Consider the following 18,655-nt stretch of genomic DNA (forward strand, 5'->3'; position numbering starts at 1 on the left):
GTGGCTTCTGCTGGCAGCGGTCGGCGTCCTGTCCTGGCTCCTTGGGGCGTCGTCCTACTGATCGGCCTCCTCATCACCACCTAGTCCGGTCGACATCGGGGGTCCAACCTCTACGCATGACTCCCCTCCTGGTTGGCAGTTGCCATGAGGCACGGATACCCAGCAGCAGTCCCGACCGGCCGCCGATCGAACGGCCCGAGCGGGCCCCCGCCCCACTCGCGACCTCGTCCCCCAGGACTGCTATACAGGAAGCGGCCGTCGTCCGGCGACCGTACGCCCGACCGGCGGAAGGCTCGCATGTCGACCACACGGACCAGCAGTTCCGCACCCCTCATCGTCCTGATGGCCTGCCTGCTGGCCCTGGTCGGCACGCTCGTGGCCGTCCTCACCAGGGACGACATGTCGCGATCTGGTACATCGTCATCATCGCGGCCGAGCTCGTGGTCGTCGTCCTGATCGGCGCCTACATCCGCGCCAGCCAGAAGCACTCGACCGACTGACGTCGGTCTTCGCAGCACGATCCCCACCGCCCACCCACAGGCCACGAGAGCCCGAAACGTGCGGGCCTACTCGCGTGCGAGCCTGCGTTCCTCAGCCAACTGCTGGATCAGCACCAGCGTACGTCGCAGGTGCTCGACGGTCTCCTCGACGATCGCCTCGATGTCCCCCTCGCGGTAGGCCGTGAGGAGTTGACGGTGCTCGACGTACGACTCCTGGATCCGCTGCGCACCCAGCGACAGCCCCACCCACAGCGCCGAACTGTTCCGCAGCGACTGGAGGATGTCGGCGAGCCGGGACGTGTCGTCGCCCGAGCTCAGCACCTCATGGAACCGGCGATTGAGCTCGACCCAGACGTGCTGGTCCTCCTCGTCACGCATCTGCTCCAGCAGCTCCTCCGCCTCGTCGAGCATCGCGGGATCGACGCGTGCGCCGGTGCGACGGATCATCACCGGCTCGAGCAGCATGCGCAGCTCGTAGATCTCCTCCACCTCACGGATGTCGAGATCACGGACGATCGCACCGCGATGCGCGTCCATCTGCACGAGACCTTCGACCGAGAGGTCGCGCAGTGCCTCCCGCACCGGGGTCGTGCTGACGCCGAGAGAGTCCGCGAGATTGCTCTGCAGGAGCCGCGACCCCGGCGCGAGCGTGCCGTCGAGGATGCCGTCACGGATCCTCCCCTTGACGTACTCGTGGGCGGTGAGCATCCGCGCAGCGGTCGCCGGCCCGCCGAATCTACTCATGCATCTCTCCTCATCACGACGTGAGCCTCAGTATCTTCGATCGGCAGCACACCCCGCTACAGTTCGCCGTGCGCGAGGAACGCGGCGCGCACCTGGTCCGGCGGCAGCTCCGCCGCGAGGAGGGCGCGGAGCAGCGTACGGCTCTTGCGCCCGTCGAGCCAGCCGGAAAGGATCGCGCCCCGTTGGGCGAGGTCGCGTTCGGACCCCTTGAACCCGTACGTCGAGCGGAGCGTACGCCCCGCGCCGGTGCGCGAGCTCACGACGACCGGCACCGTCTGCGCGGCCTCGGTGATCGCCGCGGCCACCCGCTCGGGCAGGTGGGCGGCGCCGAATCCGTCCACGACCAGCCCGTCGACCCCGGCGGCGATCACCGCGCGGACAGCGGTGCCGTCGTCGTCCAGGCCGGTCCCCAGGAAGGCGACGCGGACATCGTCCCGCAGCGGCGCCGGCACACTCGGCCGCGCCTGGGCCCGCACGACCTGCTCGAACCGGCCCTCCACGACATACCCCAGCGGTCCGGGGTGCGAACGGAAGGCGCCGAGCGCGGACGAGTGCTCCTTGCGCACCCAGGCGGCGGCGTGCACCTCCTCGTTGAGGACGACAGTGACGCCGATCCCGCGGGCGGCTTCGTCGCAGGCGACGATCACCGCCGCGGCCACGTTCGAGGGGCCGTCGGTCGACAGCGCGTGCAGGGGACGCATGGCCCCGGTGACGACGAGCGGCTCGTCCCGGTCCCAGCGCAGTCCCAGGTAGTACGCCGTCTCCTCGATCGTGTCGGTGCCCTGCGAGACGACCACACCGACGGCACCACAGTCCACCGCGTGACGCGCCACGGCGAGCAGCTCCTCGAGGTGCCGGAAGGTCAAGGAGGCGCCCGGGATCGTCACGACGGTCGACGCTTCGATCGTCGCGATCGTATCGATCCCGGGAGCCGCCGCGATCACGTCGGCGGCGGTGAGGGACGGCACCACGCCGTCGGCGCCGGTCATCGAAATGGTGCCGCCCAACGAGGCGAACAGCACCGTAGGGAGGGGGACGGACGGAGACATCATCGTTTCCTTTCGCGGCGACGATGCCGGAGACGTCACCCTTGACTCTCCCCGGCGGGTGTTCACATAATACACAATGCAGATTATACGATCCGCTCAGCCGTTGTCCCTCACCGATGAGGAGTCGTAGTGTCCACCAAAGATCGCAGCGCAGCCCCCGAACCGATCACCCGCGGTGCCGCCGCGCCTACTGCCCGCGGTGCGGCCATCCCGATCGGCCGCACGGTCGCCATCGCCAGCCTGGTGTTGCTGGCACTCTCCTACGTCGTCAACGCGATGGACCGACAGGTCTTCCCCGTGGTGCTTCCCAGCGTCAACCACGAGTTCGGCTTCGACCTCGGGAGGGCAGGGTGGTTGTCGACCATCTTCACCCTGGGCATCGGGGTCGCCGGGATCCCGACCGGCTTCCTGCTGGACCGGCTGTCCCGCAAGGCCGTCATCATGATCGGGATCGGAATCTACTCCGCGTTCACCCTGCTGACCGCCGTGTCGCACGGGTTCGCCGACATGTTCGCCTACCGCGCGCTCTCCGGTGTGGGGGAGGCCATGCAGAACGCCTCGCTGTTCGCCGCGGTCGGAGCATTCTTCTTCGCGAATCGCGCGATGGCGCTCGGCACACTGAACTTCGCCTATGGCGTCGGCGGCTACCTCGGGCCCCAGCTCGGCGCGTTGCTCGCGATCCACGGATGGCGTACGCCGTTCTATCTCTACGGTGGCATCGGCGTCTTCATGATCATCCTGATCGCGCTGTTCATCAGGGAATCCTTCACCGAACGCGAGGAAGCCACGGTCGTCACAGCGGCGCACGAGTACAACCATGTGCCGGCCGGCCTGCTGACGCGCAACATCGTGCTCCTCGCCATCGCCGCGGCGGCCGTCGGCCTGGCGATGTACGGCTACATCGGCCTCTACCCGACCTTCCTCCAGACGAAGCTCGGCTTCACGCAGTTGCAGGCGGGCACCACAGCGAGCATGTTCGGCCTGGGTGCGCTCCTCGGCATCCCTGCCGGCTGGATCGGTGACCGGGTCAACCTGAAGTGGTTCCTCGTCGTCACTCTCCTCGCCGGCTGCGGCGTCGGGTTCCTGATCTTCAACGGCCCGACCGGATTCGCGGCCCAGCTCGTGCTGTCCTTCGCCGAGGGCGTCGTGGCGAGCGGCATCTGCTTCGTCAACATCTACGCCGCCATCCAACGGGCCGTACGCCCGGAGCTCGTCGGCCGTGCCTCGGGCATCTTCGTGAGCCTCTTCTACATCCCGGCCGCCTTCGCCGGGATCCTCTTCTCGGCACTCGTCAAGCAGCTCGGCTGGGGCGGGGCCGGCATCGTCCAGCTCGGTCTCATCCCGATCATCGCCATCATCGCGGTCCTCTTCATCCGACTCGATCAGCAGTCGAACGCACGTAAGGCGGCAGCAGCATGACCTCCCCCTCGTCCCCCGCGCCCCGGCCCCCGGCCCCCGGCGGGCCGCGCCGCTGGCACGAGCAGCGCTGGATCATCGACTCCGTGCTGCGCACCGACGGCCTGGAGTGGGATCAGCCCCGCATCGCGTACACGCTGCGCCCGATGGGGCTCGACGGCAACACCGACTTCCAGCTCGCGCTCGGCCGGATCAACAAGTTCAGCGACCTGGTGCCGGTCTTCCGCGACCTGGCCGACCGCCGACGGGGACTCGGTGAGAAGGCCCTCGCCGCCGGCCGCACAGTGACCGCACGCGAGCACTTCTTCCACGCCGCCGTGCTGTACTCGACGGCCGAGTGGTCGATCTGGAAGACGACGCCGGAGCTGATCGCGCTCGACGACGCCAAGAACGCGGCGTACGCGACGTACGCCACGCTGGCCGACCACCACGTCGAGCGGGTCGAGATCCCCTTCGGCGACGGATTCCTGCCGGCCTGGTACCACCGCCCGGTGGGCGCCGGCGACGAGCCGCTCCCGCTGCTGCTCTCCTGCGGCGGCATGGATCAGGCGAAGGAACTCAACGTCAGCATGTACGGCGACAAGTTCCTCGAGCGCGGGTTCTCCATCCTCGCGTTCGACGGCCCCGGGCAGGGCGAGGCCCCGATCCGTGGCGTCGACTTCACCCCGACCGCCTGGATCGATGCCGGCGAGGCGCTGTTCGGCTGGGCCCGCGACCGGGCCGACGTCGATGCCGAGCAGATCGTCGGCTACGGACTGTCGTTCGGCTCGTACTGGATGACCCAGATCGCCGCCTCGCAGCCCACGATGCGGGGTGCCGCCGTCGGCCTGGTCTGTCACGAGCCCGGCGGGCACGGGATCTTCGAGGCGGCCTCCCCCTCGTTCAAGGCCCGCTTCATGTGGATGAGCGGCCTCGAGGAGGACGAGGCGGCGTTCGACGAGATGGTCACCCACCTCGATCTGCGCGACCAGGTGTCCGGGATGACCGTGCCGTGGCTGGTCGTCGCCGGGGACGCCGACGAGCTGTCGCCGGTGGAGCACAGCTATGAGCTCGCGCGCCTCGCCGGCGGGCCGTCGCCCCTGCTGGTCTACGCGCAGGGACGCCACGCCCTGTCCTTCCCGACCCCGTCCGTCGTCGCCGGGCCGAACTGGTTCGCGTACGCCGCCGACTGGCTGCTCGACCGGCTGGCCGGCATCCCCGCCACGGACACCTTCGACTACGTCACCTCCACCGGCGCCGTGGAACACCGCACCCACCCCAAGGAGACCCACTGATGAGCACCCTTCCCGCCATCGACCCCGCCCGCACCGCCGTCGTCACCATCGACATGCACCGCGGCCACCTCGACCCGGCCGTCGCGACGATGCCGATCCCGGCCGACCGCGCAGCCGAGGTGACCGAGCACAGCGCCGCGATCATCCGCGAGCTGCGCGACCGCGGCCTGCCGGTGATCCACGTGGTGACCTCCTACTCGGCGGTCGAGGAGATCTCCGCGAACCCGTGGTGGGCCTCGGTCGCCGGCACCGGAGCCACCCGGGCGAACGTGCTGCGCCACCAGCTTCCGGGCAGCCCGGGGCTGCAGGTCATGCCGTCGGTCCTCGACGAGAGCGACGTGATCATCTACGGCAAGAAGCGGTACGACTGCTTCTACCTGACCCCGCTGGAACTGGCGTTGCGCAGCCGCGGCATCGAGACGGTGATCCTCTTCGGCATCAATACGAACAGCTGCGTGCTCGCCACGACCATCGCGGCGAACGTACGTGACTTCACGGTGGTCGTCGCCTCCGACGGTGTGGACACCATGGACCGCAGGCTGCACGAGCCCGCCCTCGCCGTGATCGCCCAGGCGTTCGGCTGGGTGGCCACCGGCGCGGAGATCGTCGCAGCACTGTGAGCACCATCGACGTCCACGCCCATGTGATCCCGCAGGAGATCGTGGAGGCCTTCCGCTCCGGCGACGGTCCGGACGGCATCCGCACCGAGACGGTGGACGGGCAGGAGTGGGTGGTGCACCGTCAGGGATACCGCTATCCGCTGCTGCCCGGCTTCTACGATCTCGAGGCCCGGCTCACCACGATGCACGCCCAGGGGACCGATGCCGCGGTGCTGTCGGTCGCCCCGCCGCTGTTCCTCTACTGGGCCCACGCGGACGAGGCCGTCGATGCCGCGCGCCGGATCAACGACGCGATCGCGCGGCTCGGCGCGCAGGCGCCGGAGACCTTCACCGGCCTGGCCACGCTGCCGCTGCAGGATCCGGACGCCGCTGTCGCCGAGCTGCGGCGCGCGGTGACCGAGCTGGGCCTGCGGGGCGCCGAGATCGGCCCGCAGGCGGAGGGCGTCCCGTTGGACGGCGACGCCCTCCGCCCGGTGCTGGCGGCGGCCCAGGAGCTGGGCGTGCCGCTGGAGATCCATCCGTACTACGTCGGGTCCGCGCCCGGGCCACTGAACGACTTCTACCTCACCAACCTGCAGGGCAACCCCTGGCAGACGGCGGTGTCGGCCTCCCGGCTGATCCTGTCGGGGGCGCTCGACCAGTTGCCGACCCTCGACCTGCTGCTGGTGCACGGCGGTGGACACCTGCCCTACCAGCTCGGCAGGCTCGACCACGGCTACCGGGTGCGGCCCGAGGCCCGTACGCCACTGCACGAGCCGAGCCACTACGCCCGCCGGTTCCACTACGACACCATCACCCACAGTGCCGAGGCGACCCGGTGGCTGGTGGAGCGGGTCGGCGCCGACCGCGTGCTGTACGGCACCGATGAGCCCTTCGACATGGCCGGCGGCAGCCTCGCGACGCAGCTCGCGGCGGTCACCGACGAGGAGACCCGACGCGCGATCGGCGAGCTCAACGCCCGCCGCCTGTTCGGCCTGGGCACGACCGGGCCGGCCGGCGCCAGCACGAAATGACCCACGAAAGCGAGAGAACGATGCGCGAAGCCCTTCTGCATATCGACGGTCGCCCGGTCCCGGCCGAGGACCACGCGACGATGGACGTGGTCAGCCCGGTGACGGGTCGTACGGTGGCCCGGATCGCCCACGCGAGTCCCGGCGACGTGGATCGCGCGGTCACCGCCGCCCGACGGTCCTTCGAGGACCGGCGCTGGCGAGGGATCGCCCCGCGCGAGCGGGCACGGGTGCTCAACCGCGCGGCCGCGCTGCTGTCGGAGCGTGTCCACGACCTGGCCGCGCTGGAGACCGAACAGATCGGCCGGCCGATCCGCGAGATGCGCGCCCAGCTGGCCCGTCTTCCCGAGTGGCTCGAATACTTCGGTGCCGTCGCTCAGACCGATCGCGGCTCGGTGCCCGATGTCGGCGCCGGGCAGGTGAACCTGATCCGCCGCGTCCCGATCGGCGTCGCCGGACTCATCACGCCGTGGAACCACCCGCTGCTGATCACCATGAAGAAGGTGTCGGTCGCCGTCGCCGCCGGCAACAGCGTCGTCATCAAGCCGAGCGAGCTCGGGCCGCTCGTCCCGCTCGAGCTCGCCCGGCTGCTGGAGGAGGCCGGCGTGCCCACCGGCGTGGTGAACGTCGTGACCGGGGCCGGTGCCACCACCGGACGCGCCCTGTCCGAGCACCGCGGGATCGACAAGCTCGACGTCACCGGCGGCACCGAGACGGGCCGGGTCATCGCCGCCGAGGCCGGCCGCCGACTCATCCCGGTGACCGCCGAGCTGGGCGGGAAGGCGCCGGTGATCGTCTTCGACGACGCGCCGCTCGACGACGCGGTCGCCGGGGCGCTCTTCGCGTCGTTCATCGCGACCGGGCAGACCTGCGTGCAGGGCTCCCGGATCCTGGTGCAGGACACGGCGTACGACGCCTTCCTCGCGCGGCTGCTCGAGCGGGTCGGGGGTCTGCGGCTCGGGGACCCGGCGGACACCGCCACCCAGATCGGGCCGCTCGTGTCGGCGGTCCAGCGGGACCGCGTCGCCTCGGCCGTCGAGCAGGCGCGTGCCCAGGGCGTGACCGTGGCGGCCGGTGGCCGGGTCCCGGAGGATCCGGCGCTCGCGGCCGGGCAGTACTACCTGCCGACGATCCTCACCGAGGTGACCACGTCGCACGACATCTGGCGCCAGGAGGTCTTCGGACCGGTCGCGGTGGTCGTCCCCTTCCATGACGAGGAGGACGCGATCCGTCTCGCCAACGACGCCGACTTCGGCCTGGCCGGGTCGATCTGGACCCACGACACCGCACGCGGGCTGCGGATGGTCGACCGGCTCGACATCGGGATCGTCTGGATCAACGACCACCACCGGGTCGACCCCGCCTCGCCCTGGGGCGGCATGAAGGACAGCGGCATCGGGTCGGAGAACGCCATCGAGGCCTTCCACGCGTACACCCAGATGAAGAGCACCGTGATCAACACGGCACCCTCCGGCGCCGACTGGTTCGGCACCACCGAACCGATGCGGTACTCATGATCGCGGCGATCCGCCCGGTCGATCCTCCCCCAGACAGGAGCACACGATGACGCACTTCGAGCTCGCGATCCGCAACGGCACCGTCGTCACCCCGCAGGGGCGTCGGCGGGCCGACATCGGCGTCAGCGGCGGCCGGATCGCGGCGATCGGGACGATCGCCGCGGCCGACCACGACGTCGATCACGTTGTCGACGCCGACGGGCTGCTGGTGATGCCCGGCGGCGTGGACACCCACGTGCACTTGATGGATCCCGGCGATCCGACGCGTGAGGACTTCCCGACCGGCACGGCCGCGGCCGCGGTGTCGGGTGTCACCACGATCATCGAGCACTCGCACGGGCGCCCGGTGCGCTCGGTGGCGGACCTCGAGGAGAAGGTCGCCTACCTCGCCGACCGGTCGTACGTCGACTTCGGTCTGGCCGCGCACGCCTGGCCCGGCGCCTCGGGCGAGGTCGCCCGGCTGTGGGCGGCCGGCGTCGCGTTCTTCAAGGTCTTCACCTGCACCACGCACGGGATCGCCGGGCATGACGCCGGGGCACTGCGGGCGCATCTCGCGGCGACGGCCGAGGTCGACGCCGTCAGCCTGCTCCACTGCGAAGACGAGTCGCTGACCGCGGCCGCCGAGGCGCTGCTGCGGGAGGAGGGCCGCGAGGACGGCGCGATCGTGTCCGCCTGGCGCAACCGCGACGCCGAGCTCGTCGCCGCAGCCGTCGCCGCGCTGCTCGTCCGGAAGACCGGTGCACGGGCGACGGTGGCCCACGTGAGCAACCCCGAGGTGGCCTCCTACCTGCAGGCCGAGCGCGCCCGCGGAGCGCGGATCAACGCCGAGGGCTGCCCGCAGTACTTCCTGCTCCGGGAGGCCGAGGCGCTCGAGCACGGCGCGCTGCGCAAGTTCACGCCGCCCGCCCGCGCCCGCAGCACGGCGGACGAGGAGGAGATGTGGGCGCTGCTGCGGCACGGCGTGCTGACGCACATGTCGACCGATCACGCGCCGTCCACGCGGGAGCAGAAGGCTGCCGGCTCGATCTGGGACGTCCACTTCGGTCTGCCGGGGCTGGACAGCACCTACGCGGTCCTGCTCGACGCGGCGGCCCGGGGGTCGTTGTCCTACGAGGACGTCGCCCGGGTCTACAGCGACGAGCCGGCACGGATCTACGGTCTCGACGGCCGCAAGGGCCGGATCGCCGTCGGTCGCGACGCCGACCTGCTGGTGGTGGACCCCGCGGCGACCCACACGCTGAGCGACGAGACCGTGCTCTCGAAGGCGGGGTGGACGCCGTTCGCCGGTCGTACGGTGACCGGCCGCGTGCTGCAGACCTACCTGCGCGGTCGGCTGGTCGCAGCAGACGGCGCCGTCGTCGGGGGACGTGGCGGCGGCTTCCTGGCGGGGGCCGGCGCCCGCTGACCGCCGGGTCGGGCGCGGGCCTCCCCGGTCGCCTCAGCCTGCCCCGGCCCGGCCCTGCCGGTCCCAGCGACCTGGCCGCCCTCCGACCTGGCCGGCCTCCGACCCGACCGGCTGCCGACCCTGACGGCCCGGCCGTCAGGGCGACCGGCCGACTGGCTGACTGGCCGTCAGGGCGCGAGGAAGTTGGCCAGCATCTCGTGGCCGTACGTGGTGAGGATCGACTCGGGATGCATCTGCACGCCTTCGACGGGCAGTGTCGCGTGTCGTACGCCCATCACCACGCCCGAGGCGGTGCGGCCCGTCACCAGGAGGTCGGGCGGCAACGTCGTCTCGTCGAGGACGAGTGAGTGGTAGCGGGCACAGGTCAGCGGCGTCGGCAGGCCCGCGTACAGCCCGTGCCCGTCGTGGTGGATCAGCGACGGCTTGCCGTGCACGACCTCGGGCGCGCGGACGACCGTTGCGCCGTACGCTTCGCCGATCGCCTGATGTCCCAGGCACACCCCGAGGATCGGGGTCGAGGGCGCCAGCCGGCGAACGGCCTCGACGCTGATGCCGGCCTCGGCCGGCGTGCCGGGCCCCGGGGACACGATGAGGTGGGTGAACGCTCCCGCCGCCCGCTGCGCCAGCAACTCGTCGACGCTGACCGCGTCGTTGCGAACCACCTCGGTCGCAGCTCCCCACTCGCCGAGGTACTGCGCCAGGTTGTAGACGAACGAGTCGTAGTTGTCGAGCAGGAGCACCCGGGCCGCCGGCCGGGGCCGGACACCGAACTTCGGGACCGCGCTCGGCCCTCCGGCGGCGAGGGCGGCGGCGACCGGACCGGGCGACCAGTGCCCCACCCCCTCGACCTCTGTCACCGGCACCACGCCGCGCAGCGCGTTGACCGCGAACACCTCGGACGCGGCGGCGAGGTCACCGGTGGTCAGGCGGCGCTGGACCACCGGGATGCCGGCCACACGCAACTGTTCGACGAGGCGGGCACGGGCGGTGCCGGGCAGGATCCGGCCATCCAGCGGCGGGGTGTGCACACCGTCGTCGAGCACGACGAAGATGGTGGCGCGGCCGGTCTCCAGCACGCTGCCATCGGTGTCGAGGATCAGGTCGTCGGGCTCGAACCCGCGTCGGTCGGCCCACTTGTGCGCGCCGATCCCGCCGGCGACGATCCGCGGCGTCAGCCGCCAGGTCGCGCCGGCCGGCTCCAGGACGGCCGACGAGAGACGGATCCGTAGCTCGGCGGCAGCGGGCACGGCGGCATCGGGCACGGCGGCATCGGGCACGGCGGCATCGGGCACGGCGGCATCGGGCACAGGCACCGCGTCGATCCGCAACCGATGCGGGCCGACCAGCCCCGACGCCGTCCGTCGTACGGCGTCCGCCAGCCCGGCGTGGATCGTACGACCGTAGAGCGCGCGGGTGCTGGCATCGAGCCGGGCGATGTGTGCCTCGAGGTCGACCGGTGCGCCGTCGCGCACCAGCAGGGTGGTGAACACTCCGCGCGCCCTGTCGACAGTGCGTGGGATGTCGACAGGGCGCGAGATGTCGACCGGGAGTGACGTGGCGGCAGGTGACGCGATCCGGGGCGCCCCCGGCCTCGCCGGCGCCGGGGGGTCGACCGCAAGCGCGCCGCCGATCGCGGCCAGCAGCGGACGCGCCTTGACCAAGCACTCCTCGTACTCGGCCTGCGGGTGGGAATCGGCCACGATCCCTCCCCCGACGCCCAACCAGACCCGGCCACCGGCGAACTCGAAGGTGCGGATCACGACGTTCAGTTCCAGCCCCGCGCACGGACTGACGTGCCCGATCGCGCCGGTGTAGGCCTCCCGAGCCGACGCCTCGCAGGCGTCGATCAGCTCCATGGCGCTGACCTTGGGGGCACCGGTGACCGACCCGGGCGGGAAGGTCGCCCGCAACAGGTCCCCGTCGTCGACGCCTGCGGCCAGGTGACCGACGACATCGGACACCAGGTGCCACACGGCATGCCGCTCGGCGCGCGCGACGGCCGGCACCCGCACCGTGCCGGGCACGCAGACGCGGCCCAGGTCGTTGCGCATCAGGTCGACGATCATCACGTTCTCCGCCCGGTCCTTGGCGGAGGCGACCAGGTCGCCGGGGTCGGTCTCCAAGGGCGCCGTGCCCTTGATCGGCGACGTCAGCACGTCGTCGCCGATCCGCCGCAGGAACAACTCGGGCGAGAAGCTCGCGATCGCGCCGCCGTCCCACGAGACGAACGCGGCGTACGCCGGGGTCAGCGTGCCGACGCCCGCGCAGAACACGTCGAGCGGGTCCCCGGCGAAGGACGCCTCCAGGCGCAGACACAGGTTGGCCTGGAAGATGTCGCCGGCCTCGATGTGCTCGACCACACGCGCCACAGCAGCACGGTGGTCGTCCGCCGACGGCGTCATCTCGAACCCGCCGAGCGCGTACGTACGCTCCTGACCCGGCGCTGCCAGCATCGCCGTCACGTCGTCGACGTACGCCGCCAGCGCCGCGTCGCCCCGCAGCCCCTCGGCCCACCACACCCCGTCGGTGAACCGCAGCACGTGGTCGTAGTAGCCGAGCACGTGCTCCGGTTGGGGCTGCGGGCGCGGCCGCGTGTCGGGCAGCACCTCGAGGCGCCCTCCGAGCCGGTACCCCCACACGCCGATCCAGCCGCCGCCGACGGTGTCGTCAGCGCCGGTCACCCGGGGCAGTGAGATGTCGGCGAAGGGGTCCTCGTCGTCGCGCAGCACTCGCGACGGCTCGAACGCGATCAGCGCCTCGCCGTGGTGCCACGCGCCGAGGAGTGCGACGAGTCGGTCGCGGCCGAGGGCGGCCCGGAGGACCTCGAGCGGATCGTACGGCAGGTCGAGCCGCCGCCGAGCCGGCTCAGGCTTCGTCATCGTCATCGCCGATTCACCGTGGCGCCGGGTTCCTTGGACACCGACTGTTCACCGTCGACACCGGGAAGGTCAGCACCACCTAAGTATCACCCCTCACCCACAGGCGAGCCGACTTCGCGTCGGCCGCCCTCGACCTGCTCCCAGCCGACAACGACATGAAGGGACGTAGGCCATCCTCGGGTTCACGTACGCATTTCGGGCCAGCAGGTGGCCGGTCCTGCGACCCTTCCCGCGGAACATCGCAGGAACCAGCCGCTGATCTCCCACCTCCGGACCTCGTCACCTCTGCAGTCGGCGGATGGTCCGCAGGCATCCTCGAAGGGTCCTCGCGCTGGGATGCCGACCGCCCCGGCGGCAGTGACGCCTGTGCAACCACTGCCTGCCGAGCGGAAGAGGCGGGGAGCAGGGGCCCCGCGGGAGGCACGTGGTCTCCAGAGAGAGTGGCTAGACATGAAGGACCAACGCGGTGGCTTGCGAAAACGCCCTTCGGGCGCGCCCAGCATGTCTACGACATGTCTAGCAGGATGTCTACGGCGCTGCCCGCTAGACAAGCTCCCAGCGCGGCTTCTGCTGGGACCCAGCGTTGCGGATCTGACGCCCCCTGCGCATCTTCGATAGTAGGTTCCTGATCTTGTTCCGCTTCTGCTTATCATCAAGCGCGTCACTGAGCTTGTCCCACAGAAGCTCGTTGATGTTCTGACGGCTCGCCCCGCCAACACCAGCCAAGTAGTCGACCACGAGCTTGGCGTAGAAGTCGTCAGACTGTCCCCGCGTGCGAAGGTACTCAGCCATGGTGTCCGTCGCGGCTGCCACCACCGACGAGACGTGCAGGTGGGGGCTGCGGCCCTCAATCAGGTGAGTTCGCTTCAGCCGGGCCGCAGCCTCCTTCGTTATACGCAACTTCTTCTGGACTCGGTCGAGTGCAAGAACATCTTCCAGCGGCAGATCCTCGTGCTGCATCAACTGCTCACTGTAGTTCGTGTCAATCACCGCGCCGTAGATGGTGAGCTTTACCGCACCGACTTCGTTCAGGTCGTAGTCCGGCAAAGGGAGAAAGCGCCTGACTTGCGACAGATTGATCCGCTGGATTCCGAAGCCCATGCGGTCAATCATGTTCAGCTCGGTCATCGCATTGACAAGGAACGGATTGCGGTACCTCTTCGGCATTCGGCTCTCTGTGACGTACTCTTCGGGACTCCCGTCGAAGAAAGAACCGGCATTCTCCAGGACGACGCGATCCACGTATTCGATGACATTGATTCGCGACCCAGTGCGGTAGTCCATGTGTGCCACACAATTGTGGATAGCTTCCAGGACACTCTGACGATCATATTTCTGAATCTCGGTTTGAATGAGCGTTCCTGGCGGAAGCAGTCGAACCTGGACGTTTCGAATGCGCTCGTTAACCTTGCTCGTATTCAAGAAGAACGGTAGCCCGAAATGTTCATAGGCCTGTTCGGCGCCGGTGAGCTTCCACGTGATCTCGGCGAGCAGCGGGGAGAGAAGGTGTGCTGACTCCGCCCGGCCGAGCAGAAGGACCGCAGCGCGGGTGATGCCGCCGCTGACCGTGAGCTTCGCCCGTTCAAGGAAGGCTGCGTCGCTCCAAGCTGCGACCTCTTCCGGGTCCAAGCGCGGGTGGCGCGTGGCGAAGGCCGCACGTGCCGCCACAAGGGCGCCCGGGTCGAGGTGGTCGATTGTCGCGCTCGGCAGGACAACAGCGGACCAGTCTTCACCCGCGTCTTGCTGTCGGATCTCATCGAGCTTTGTGAGGGCCAGCGATCCGAGGCTCTCGCCGTTACGGGCGTAGTAGTGGCCATTCCAGGAGATCGGGATGCCGCGAGGCGACGGCGCGACCTCGAAGAGAAGGACTCGACCGCCAGAATGGTTGAGTTCGTGGATTTCATGGAACGAGGTGCGGGGCTCGGTTCCATTGGCAATATCGTTCTTCAAGGCATTCAGACGCTCACGACCCAGGCGGTAGTCGCTACCAACGACGGCGCGACGCTTGTTGTCAATGCCGAACACGAGCCACGCGCGGTCGACACCACGCAGATTAGCCTCATTGGAAAGGGCTGAGAAGTACTTACCGATTTCGGAGGTCGAGTAACTGTCACCTACGGCTTTGAATTCAACGACTTCGTTCTCCCACGCCGCAATGAGGTCATTGAGCAGCGTACTGAGGTTACTTGCGTCCATACTTACTCTCCTCGACCTGGAATGTCGCGGTTGGTCGGGCGACGGCAAGCACACCGTCCTGTGACGTTCCCGCGGGAACGTCACAGGAGCCATTCGCCCGATTCCTCGTCACCAGTGGCCGCATCACGCACGAACTGAGAATCCTCGTAATGTCCGGCGGGAAAACGGCAAGTCGCGCGGAGTTCGACGATGCGGATGACGATGTTGCCGTCGCCGAGGTCACCCGTCGCGGCCCAGTCATGGGAACGCCCCGAAGTGCGAGCGTATCCGCGCTTTCGGGGTCTCAGGCCAGGGCCGGTCGTCATTGCCTGCCGTCACGAACGAGGCTCAGTGCGCGTCATCTGCAGACTCCGCACCGACTTCTTCGGCTGGCGCAGCGACCTCCCTCTGGAACAGGGTGCCGAACGCACCTGCGATACCCGCCGCAGCGCCCTTGAGCGCGGCGCTGGCTTGCTCGGCGGCGGCAACTGCGCGAGGCTGATCGGGGATGCCGTCGCCGTCGATATCAACGGCCCGGAACGCCTCGGTGACACGGTCGACGGTTTGGTCGCTGATTCGCTTAGCGGCAGCGGCACCGTCTGAGGTGGACACCAGGACCTTCTCCATGACCTCCCCGGCCGCCTGGCCCCACCGCTTCGCATCCTTCGACTCGTACCGAGACTCGATACCGAGCCTGCCGCGGAAGTCGAGGACACCGCCGGAGACCTGGTTGCTCGCCTTCACTGCCGCCGGGGAGTCGAAGGGGTTGAGAAGCACCTTGGCGTTGGCCTGTCGGACTGTCTTGTCCATCTGGGTCACCAAGCGGGCAGTGCTGCGACCGATATGTTCGAGGCGGTTCTGCCGCGCGGTTATCAGGCCAAGCCGGTGGCTTTCGACTTCCTCTGGCGATGCGTCGAGCACTCGGTCGAGTTCGAGAACCGACACGCCGTCCTGGAGCTGGAAGGTACGGGCAAGCACGGCGAGCCATTCTCTGACCTTCGGCTCCGCATCCTTCGTCGCCCGGGCGATGTCGCCGAGGTCCGCCTTCTCTTCCAGCCTCGCCGCAATTGCGTCGAGCTGGCGCAGTGCATATGCCTGGGTGCGAGCGAGCGTCATCGAGGTCGACTGCACCTTCGACCACGTCACCTCCGAAACGCGGCCGACCTGGTCACGGACGGTGAGGGCCTCCTCGATGATCAGGTCAACGCCAATCATGTCCGCTAGCACCGCGTCCTTCTGTCCGCGGAGGATGTCGTCGACCTTCTCCTCAAGCTCTTGCAGATACTCGACGATTTCATCCATCTGCTGCTGCATCGCCCGCTGCTGCATCATTGTCGACAGCGCCGTCAGCGCGAAGGGGCCAGAGAGGATGGCGGATGGGACCTGTGCGATCTGAAGCCACTGCTTGATGTCTCCCGGCTGGCCGATCATCGCGTGACTAACGCCCGGCGTCTTCGTCGGCATCAGGCCAAACTTCCTCACGGCCTCGGCGGACTCAGCGGTCAGCTTCACCCACCGCCCGGAGTTTGCCGCGACGTCGGTTCCAATCTGTACTGCTGCGCCAGCGGTCCCCGAGTACGACCAGACGCGGTGAAGATCAAGGCTCTTCGATGGCACCTCTTCGAGTCCGGTCGACAGGAAGAACCGCTCCACGTCTGCCGGGTAGCCGACGACGGCGAAACCGTCACCGTCACTGACCAGTTCGATCTCGCCGCTCATCGCTGCTCCTACTTCCCGAGGGTGCCAAGCTCCCGTGAGGTGCTTCAGAGATGACGGTACTCGGCAGCGCAGACAACGCACGAGCTCATGGCCTACACGGTGGGAGTCCGTGACTGCAGGATCGGCGACAGCCTTTCAGCCGTATGTCGGGCAGCCCGACCCGCAGACTGTCGTCGCCTTGAGGAGCGCGCGGGAGGTCGCTCGCGAGTAAGCCTCGACCGGCACCGACACTGCGCTCGCGTGGGTGCGGGGGGTGTTCGGCGTACGTTGGGGCGCACCGTGGTCACGCAGCAGAGTGATGCTCACCACCGCAGTCCCGTACGGACAGTGAACACACCGCCAGCGACGTTCCCGCGGGAACGTCGCTGGAACGTGACGGCGACCGGCGTCGTCTCGTCCCTCGTGCCCTGCGGCCCCTGCGGCCCCTGCGGCCCCTGCGGCCCCTGCGGAGGGAGGATTCAGCCGTTGCGGCAGGTCGTCAACCCATCCCTGAGGCGAGCCAGGTCGGCGGGCGCCACGCTCAGCCCGTACCGGTCGGCGATCGTCACGTAGTCCACCGCGTACGCACACCAGGCGCCCTTGTTCGGCGGCATCCACGCCGCTGGGGTCTTGTCGCCCTTCGAGCTGTTTGTCGGCCCCGAGACGGCCAGCAGATTGTCGGGGTCGTTGGCGAGTCGGCGGCGTTTGTCGGCCGTCCAGCCGGCGGCACCGGTGTCCCAGGCGACCTTCAGCGGGACGACATGGTCGATCTGCACCGCCGAAGCGTTCGCTTTGGTGAAGTCGATCCGGGTCGGCTGCCCGGACGCGTCGAGCGTGTACGGGTCGGACAGCACACCGCTGACGACCACACAGTCCGAGCCGTCCCGGAAGGTCTCACCGGTCAGGTCGCGCGCCAGGATGTCGTTGCGAGTGTCGCAGCCGTTGTGGTCGACGTCGGCCCACGCCTGCCCGAACGCGGCCCGGTCGTAGCCCGCGACCTCGCCGGCGCCGCCCGTCCGCAGTCGGCCGATGGCGGCACCGGCGGCCTGGTAGTCGCCGGAGGAGACCGCGACCGACGACCCGGCATCGGCGTCGGTCGGCGTCGGCGAGGGCCGCCCGTCCGCCCCGAACCCACCGCGGAGGAGGACCACGACGATGACGGCGAGCGGGATGACGGCGGACAACCAGGTGCGCTTCCTTCTGTGCATCCCTCCACTGTCTGCCTGGCCGGCGGTCCTGCGGGCTCATCGCGGGCGTGTCGCCGCGATCCGGCCCCGCTACGCTCACGCAGCGGAGGGGTCCACCGTGACGACGACCTTGCCGCGGATCCCGCCCGCCTCCAGCGCACGATGGGCATCCGCGATCCGCTCAAGGGGATACACCCGGTCGACGATCGGCCGCAGCACGCCGCTCTCCGCGAGCACGGTCAGCTCGGTGAGCAACTGCCGGTCCGGCTTGCCGCGGAAGAACCGGACCCGTCGGCCGCCGTACACACGCGAGAACACGACGTACGCGAAGCTGCGGAGCAGTCGGTCGAGGTCGAGACCGACGGCGACCATCCGGCCGCCCGGGGCGAGCAGGCGCCGGTAGCGGGGCTGCTGAAGGCCGATGGTGTCGACGATGACGTCGAAGGCTCCGAGGTCGTCAGGGCCGGTCGTACGATAGTCGAAGGCTTGGTCGGCCCCGAGGTCACGGACCTGGTCGAGGGCGGCTTTCCCTGCCAGCCCGGTGACCTCGGCACCGAGGTGCTTGCCGAGTTGCACGGCGAGGGAGCCGACGCCCCCGGCGGCACCGCGCACCAGCAGCCGTTCGCCCGGCTGCAGCCGGGCGTGTTCCGTCAGTGCCGTGATGCTGGTGGTGCCGCCGGCGACCAGCGCCACCGCGTCGACGGCGGACAGGTTCCGTGGCGCGGGCGCCACCCGCCAGGCCGGGACCGCGACGTACTCCGCGGCCGCACCGAAGGTCGTCTCCGACACGGTCCCCCAGACCCGGTCGCCCGGCGCCGACTCGGTGACCCCGCCACCGAGGCCGGCGACCTCACCGACGAAATCGATGCCGACCCGCTTGGGAAAACGACGGCCCAACAGCGGCCACATCGCGCCCGACCGGCCGAACAGCTCACCGCCGTTCACCGAAGTGGTGTGGACCTTGACCACCACCTCGCCGGCGGCGGGCTCGGGGATCGGCAGACGGCCTTCCCGGAGCACCTCCGGCGGACCGTACCGGTCGTACAGGACGGCTCGCATGGTGGCTGGTACCGGCGTCATGATTCCTCGCTTCCGACAGGTGTCCGGCTGCGATCAGCAGCCGTCGCCGGTGCCAACGCGCCGAAATGAACGCCGCATTCCGGTCCTGGTAGAAGTGGGAG

At 69.4% G+C, this 18,655-nt stretch carries 14 protein-coding genes and 1 pseudogene; 7 read left to right on the plus strand and 8 right to left on the minus strand.

Features of this window, described 5'->3' with window-relative positions; genetic code table 11:
* Nucleotides 1-116 precede the first annotated feature (116 nt).
* Nucleotides 117-500: a hypothetical protein gene (locus R0146_RS04460; protein WP_317691657.1), complete on the plus strand. Its 384-nt coding sequence runs from the start codon at nt 117-119 to the stop codon at nt 498-500.
* Between the two features lie 66 nt (nt 501-566).
* Here the strand turns inward: R0146_RS04460 and R0146_RS04465 are convergent, their stop codons facing one another.
* Together R0146_RS04465 and R0146_RS04470 are read right to left on the minus strand one after the other, a co-directional pair.
* Nucleotides 567-1,244: a GntR family transcriptional regulator gene (locus tag R0146_RS04465; protein WP_317691658.1), complete on the minus strand. Its 678-nt coding sequence runs from the start codon at nt 1,242-1,244 to the stop codon at nt 567-569.
* 56 nt (nt 1,245-1,300) lie between these two features.
* Nucleotides 1,301-2,293, minus strand: coding sequence for an asparaginase (locus R0146_RS04470; RefSeq protein WP_317691660.1), 993 nt, complete (start codon nt 2,291-2,293; stop codon nt 1,301-1,303).
* A gap of 129 nt (nt 2,294-2,422) precedes the next feature.
* On the opposite strand from R0146_RS04470, the gene R0146_RS04475 reads away from it, so the two are divergent.
* Genes R0146_RS04475 through R0146_RS04500 form a run of 6 tightly spaced genes read left to right on the plus strand, consistent with a single transcriptional unit; the run spans nt 2,423 to nt 9,535 of the window.
* On the plus strand, nt 2,423-3,712 hold the full coding sequence (locus R0146_RS04475; RefSeq protein ID WP_317691661.1) for an MFS transporter: 1,290 nt from the start codon (nt 2,423-2,425) through the stop codon (nt 3,710-3,712).
* Nucleotides 3,709-4,983, plus strand: a complete 1,275-nt coding sequence (locus tag R0146_RS04480) for an alpha/beta hydrolase family protein (RefSeq protein WP_317691662.1) — start codon at nt 3,709-3,711, stop codon at nt 4,981-4,983. The genes R0146_RS04475 and R0146_RS04480 overlap by 4 nt, the downstream gene beginning before the upstream one ends.
* A complete protein-coding gene (locus tag R0146_RS04485; RefSeq protein WP_317691663.1) occupies nt 4,983-5,603 on the plus strand; it encodes a cysteine hydrolase family protein in 621 nt (206 codons plus the stop codon). The genes R0146_RS04480 and R0146_RS04485 overlap by 1 nt, the downstream gene beginning before the upstream one ends.
* Nucleotides 5,600-6,616: an amidohydrolase family protein gene (locus R0146_RS04490; RefSeq protein ID WP_317691664.1), complete on the plus strand. Its 1,017-nt coding sequence runs from the start codon at nt 5,600-5,602 to the stop codon at nt 6,614-6,616. Before R0146_RS04485 ends, R0146_RS04490 begins: the two co-directional genes overlap by 4 nt.
* A 20-nt stretch (nt 6,617-6,636) precedes the next feature.
* Nucleotides 6,637-8,130: an aldehyde dehydrogenase gene (locus R0146_RS04495; protein WP_317691665.1), complete on the plus strand. Its 1,494-nt coding sequence runs from the start codon at nt 6,637-6,639 to the stop codon at nt 8,128-8,130.
* 46 nt (nt 8,131-8,176) lie between these two features.
* Entirely contained in the window at nt 8,177-9,535 is a 1,359-nt protein-coding gene (locus R0146_RS04500; protein ID WP_317691666.1) for a dihydroorotase, read from the plus strand.
* Nucleotides 9,536-9,702: 167 nt separating this feature from the next.
* Here R0146_RS04500 and R0146_RS16165 read toward each other — a convergent pair whose 3' ends face one another.
* The 6 genes and pseudogenes from R0146_RS16165 to R0146_RS04525 all read right to left on the minus strand — a co-directional run bounded on the left by R0146_RS16165 (nt 9,703) and on the right by R0146_RS04525 (nt 18,554).
* Entirely contained in the window at nt 9,703-10,275 is a 573-nt protein-coding gene (locus R0146_RS16165) for an anthranilate synthase component II (RefSeq protein WP_411567186.1), read from the minus strand.
* Nucleotides 10,276-10,392: 117 nt separating this feature from the next.
* Nucleotides 10,393-12,420: pseudogene (locus R0146_RS04505) on the minus strand (aminodeoxychorismate synthase component I); the annotation flags it as partial.
* A 537-nt stretch (nt 12,421-12,957) separates the two neighbouring features.
* Nucleotides 12,958-14,610 carry an RNA-binding domain-containing protein gene (locus R0146_RS04510; RefSeq protein WP_317691668.1) on the minus strand — a complete coding sequence of 551 codons (1,653 nt, stop codon included), beginning with the start codon at nt 14,608-14,610 and terminating at the stop codon, nt 12,958-12,960.
* A 327-nt stretch (nt 14,611-14,937) separates the two neighbouring features.
* Complete coding sequence (locus tag R0146_RS04515) at nt 14,938-16,308, minus strand: hypothetical protein (protein ID WP_317691669.1); 1,371 nt, start codon at nt 16,306-16,308, stop codon at nt 14,938-14,940.
* A gap of 458 nt (nt 16,309-16,766) precedes the next feature.
* Nucleotides 16,767-17,495 carry an HNH endonuclease family protein gene (locus tag R0146_RS04520; protein WP_317691670.1) on the minus strand — a complete coding sequence of 243 codons (729 nt, stop codon included), beginning with the start codon at nt 17,493-17,495 and terminating at the stop codon, nt 16,767-16,769.
* 75 nt (nt 17,496-17,570) lie between these two features.
* Nucleotides 17,571-18,554 (minus strand): NAD(P)-dependent alcohol dehydrogenase, encoded by a 984-nt coding sequence (locus R0146_RS04525; protein ID WP_317691671.1) that lies wholly within the window; start codon nt 18,552-18,554, stop codon nt 17,571-17,573.
* Nucleotides 18,555-18,655: the final 101 nt, after the last annotated feature.

Origin of the sequence: Raineyella sp. LH-20, assembly GCF_033110965.1 — a bacterium.
Lineage (GTDB): Bacteria > Actinomycetota > Actinomycetes > Propionibacteriales > Propionibacteriaceae > Raineyella.

Bases quoted from the DNA above. Each gene is read 5' to 3' on its own strand.
- R0146_RS04460 (WP_317691657.1), top strand. From the start codon at position 117: ATGACTCCCCTCCTGGTTGGCAGTTGCCATGAGGCACGGATACCCAGC.
- R0146_RS04465 (WP_317691658.1), bottom strand. From the start codon at position 1,244: ATGAGTAGATTCGGCGGGCCGGCGACCGCTGCGCGGATGCTCACCGCC.
- R0146_RS04470 (WP_317691660.1), bottom strand. From the start codon at position 2,293: ATGTCTCCGTCCGTCCCCCTCCCTACGGTGCTGTTCGCCTCGTTGGGC.
- R0146_RS04480 (WP_317691662.1), top strand. From the start codon at position 3,709: ATGACCTCCCCCTCGTCCCCCGCGCCCCGGCCCCCGGCCCCCGGCGGG.
- R0146_RS04485 (WP_317691663.1), top strand. From the start codon at position 4,983: ATGAGCACCCTTCCCGCCATCGACCCCGCCCGCACCGCCGTCGTCACC.
- R0146_RS04495 (WP_317691665.1), top strand. From the start codon at position 6,637: ATGCGCGAAGCCCTTCTGCATATCGACGGTCGCCCGGTCCCGGCCGAG.
- R0146_RS04500 (WP_317691666.1), top strand. From the start codon at position 8,177: ATGACGCACTTCGAGCTCGCGATCCGCAACGGCACCGTCGTCACCCCG.
- R0146_RS04510 (WP_317691668.1), bottom strand. From the start codon at position 14,610: ATGGACGCAAGTAACCTCAGTACGCTGCTCAATGACCTCATTGCGGCG.
- R0146_RS04515 (WP_317691669.1), bottom strand. From the start codon at position 16,308: ATGAGCGGCGAGATCGAACTGGTCAGTGACGGTGACGGTTTCGCCGTC.
- R0146_RS04520 (WP_317691670.1), bottom strand. From the start codon at position 17,495: ATGCACAGAAGGAAGCGCACCTGGTTGTCCGCCGTCATCCCGCTCGCC.
- R0146_RS04525 (WP_317691671.1), bottom strand. From the start codon at position 18,554: ATGACGCCGGTACCAGCCACCATGCGAGCCGTCCTGTACGACCGGTAC.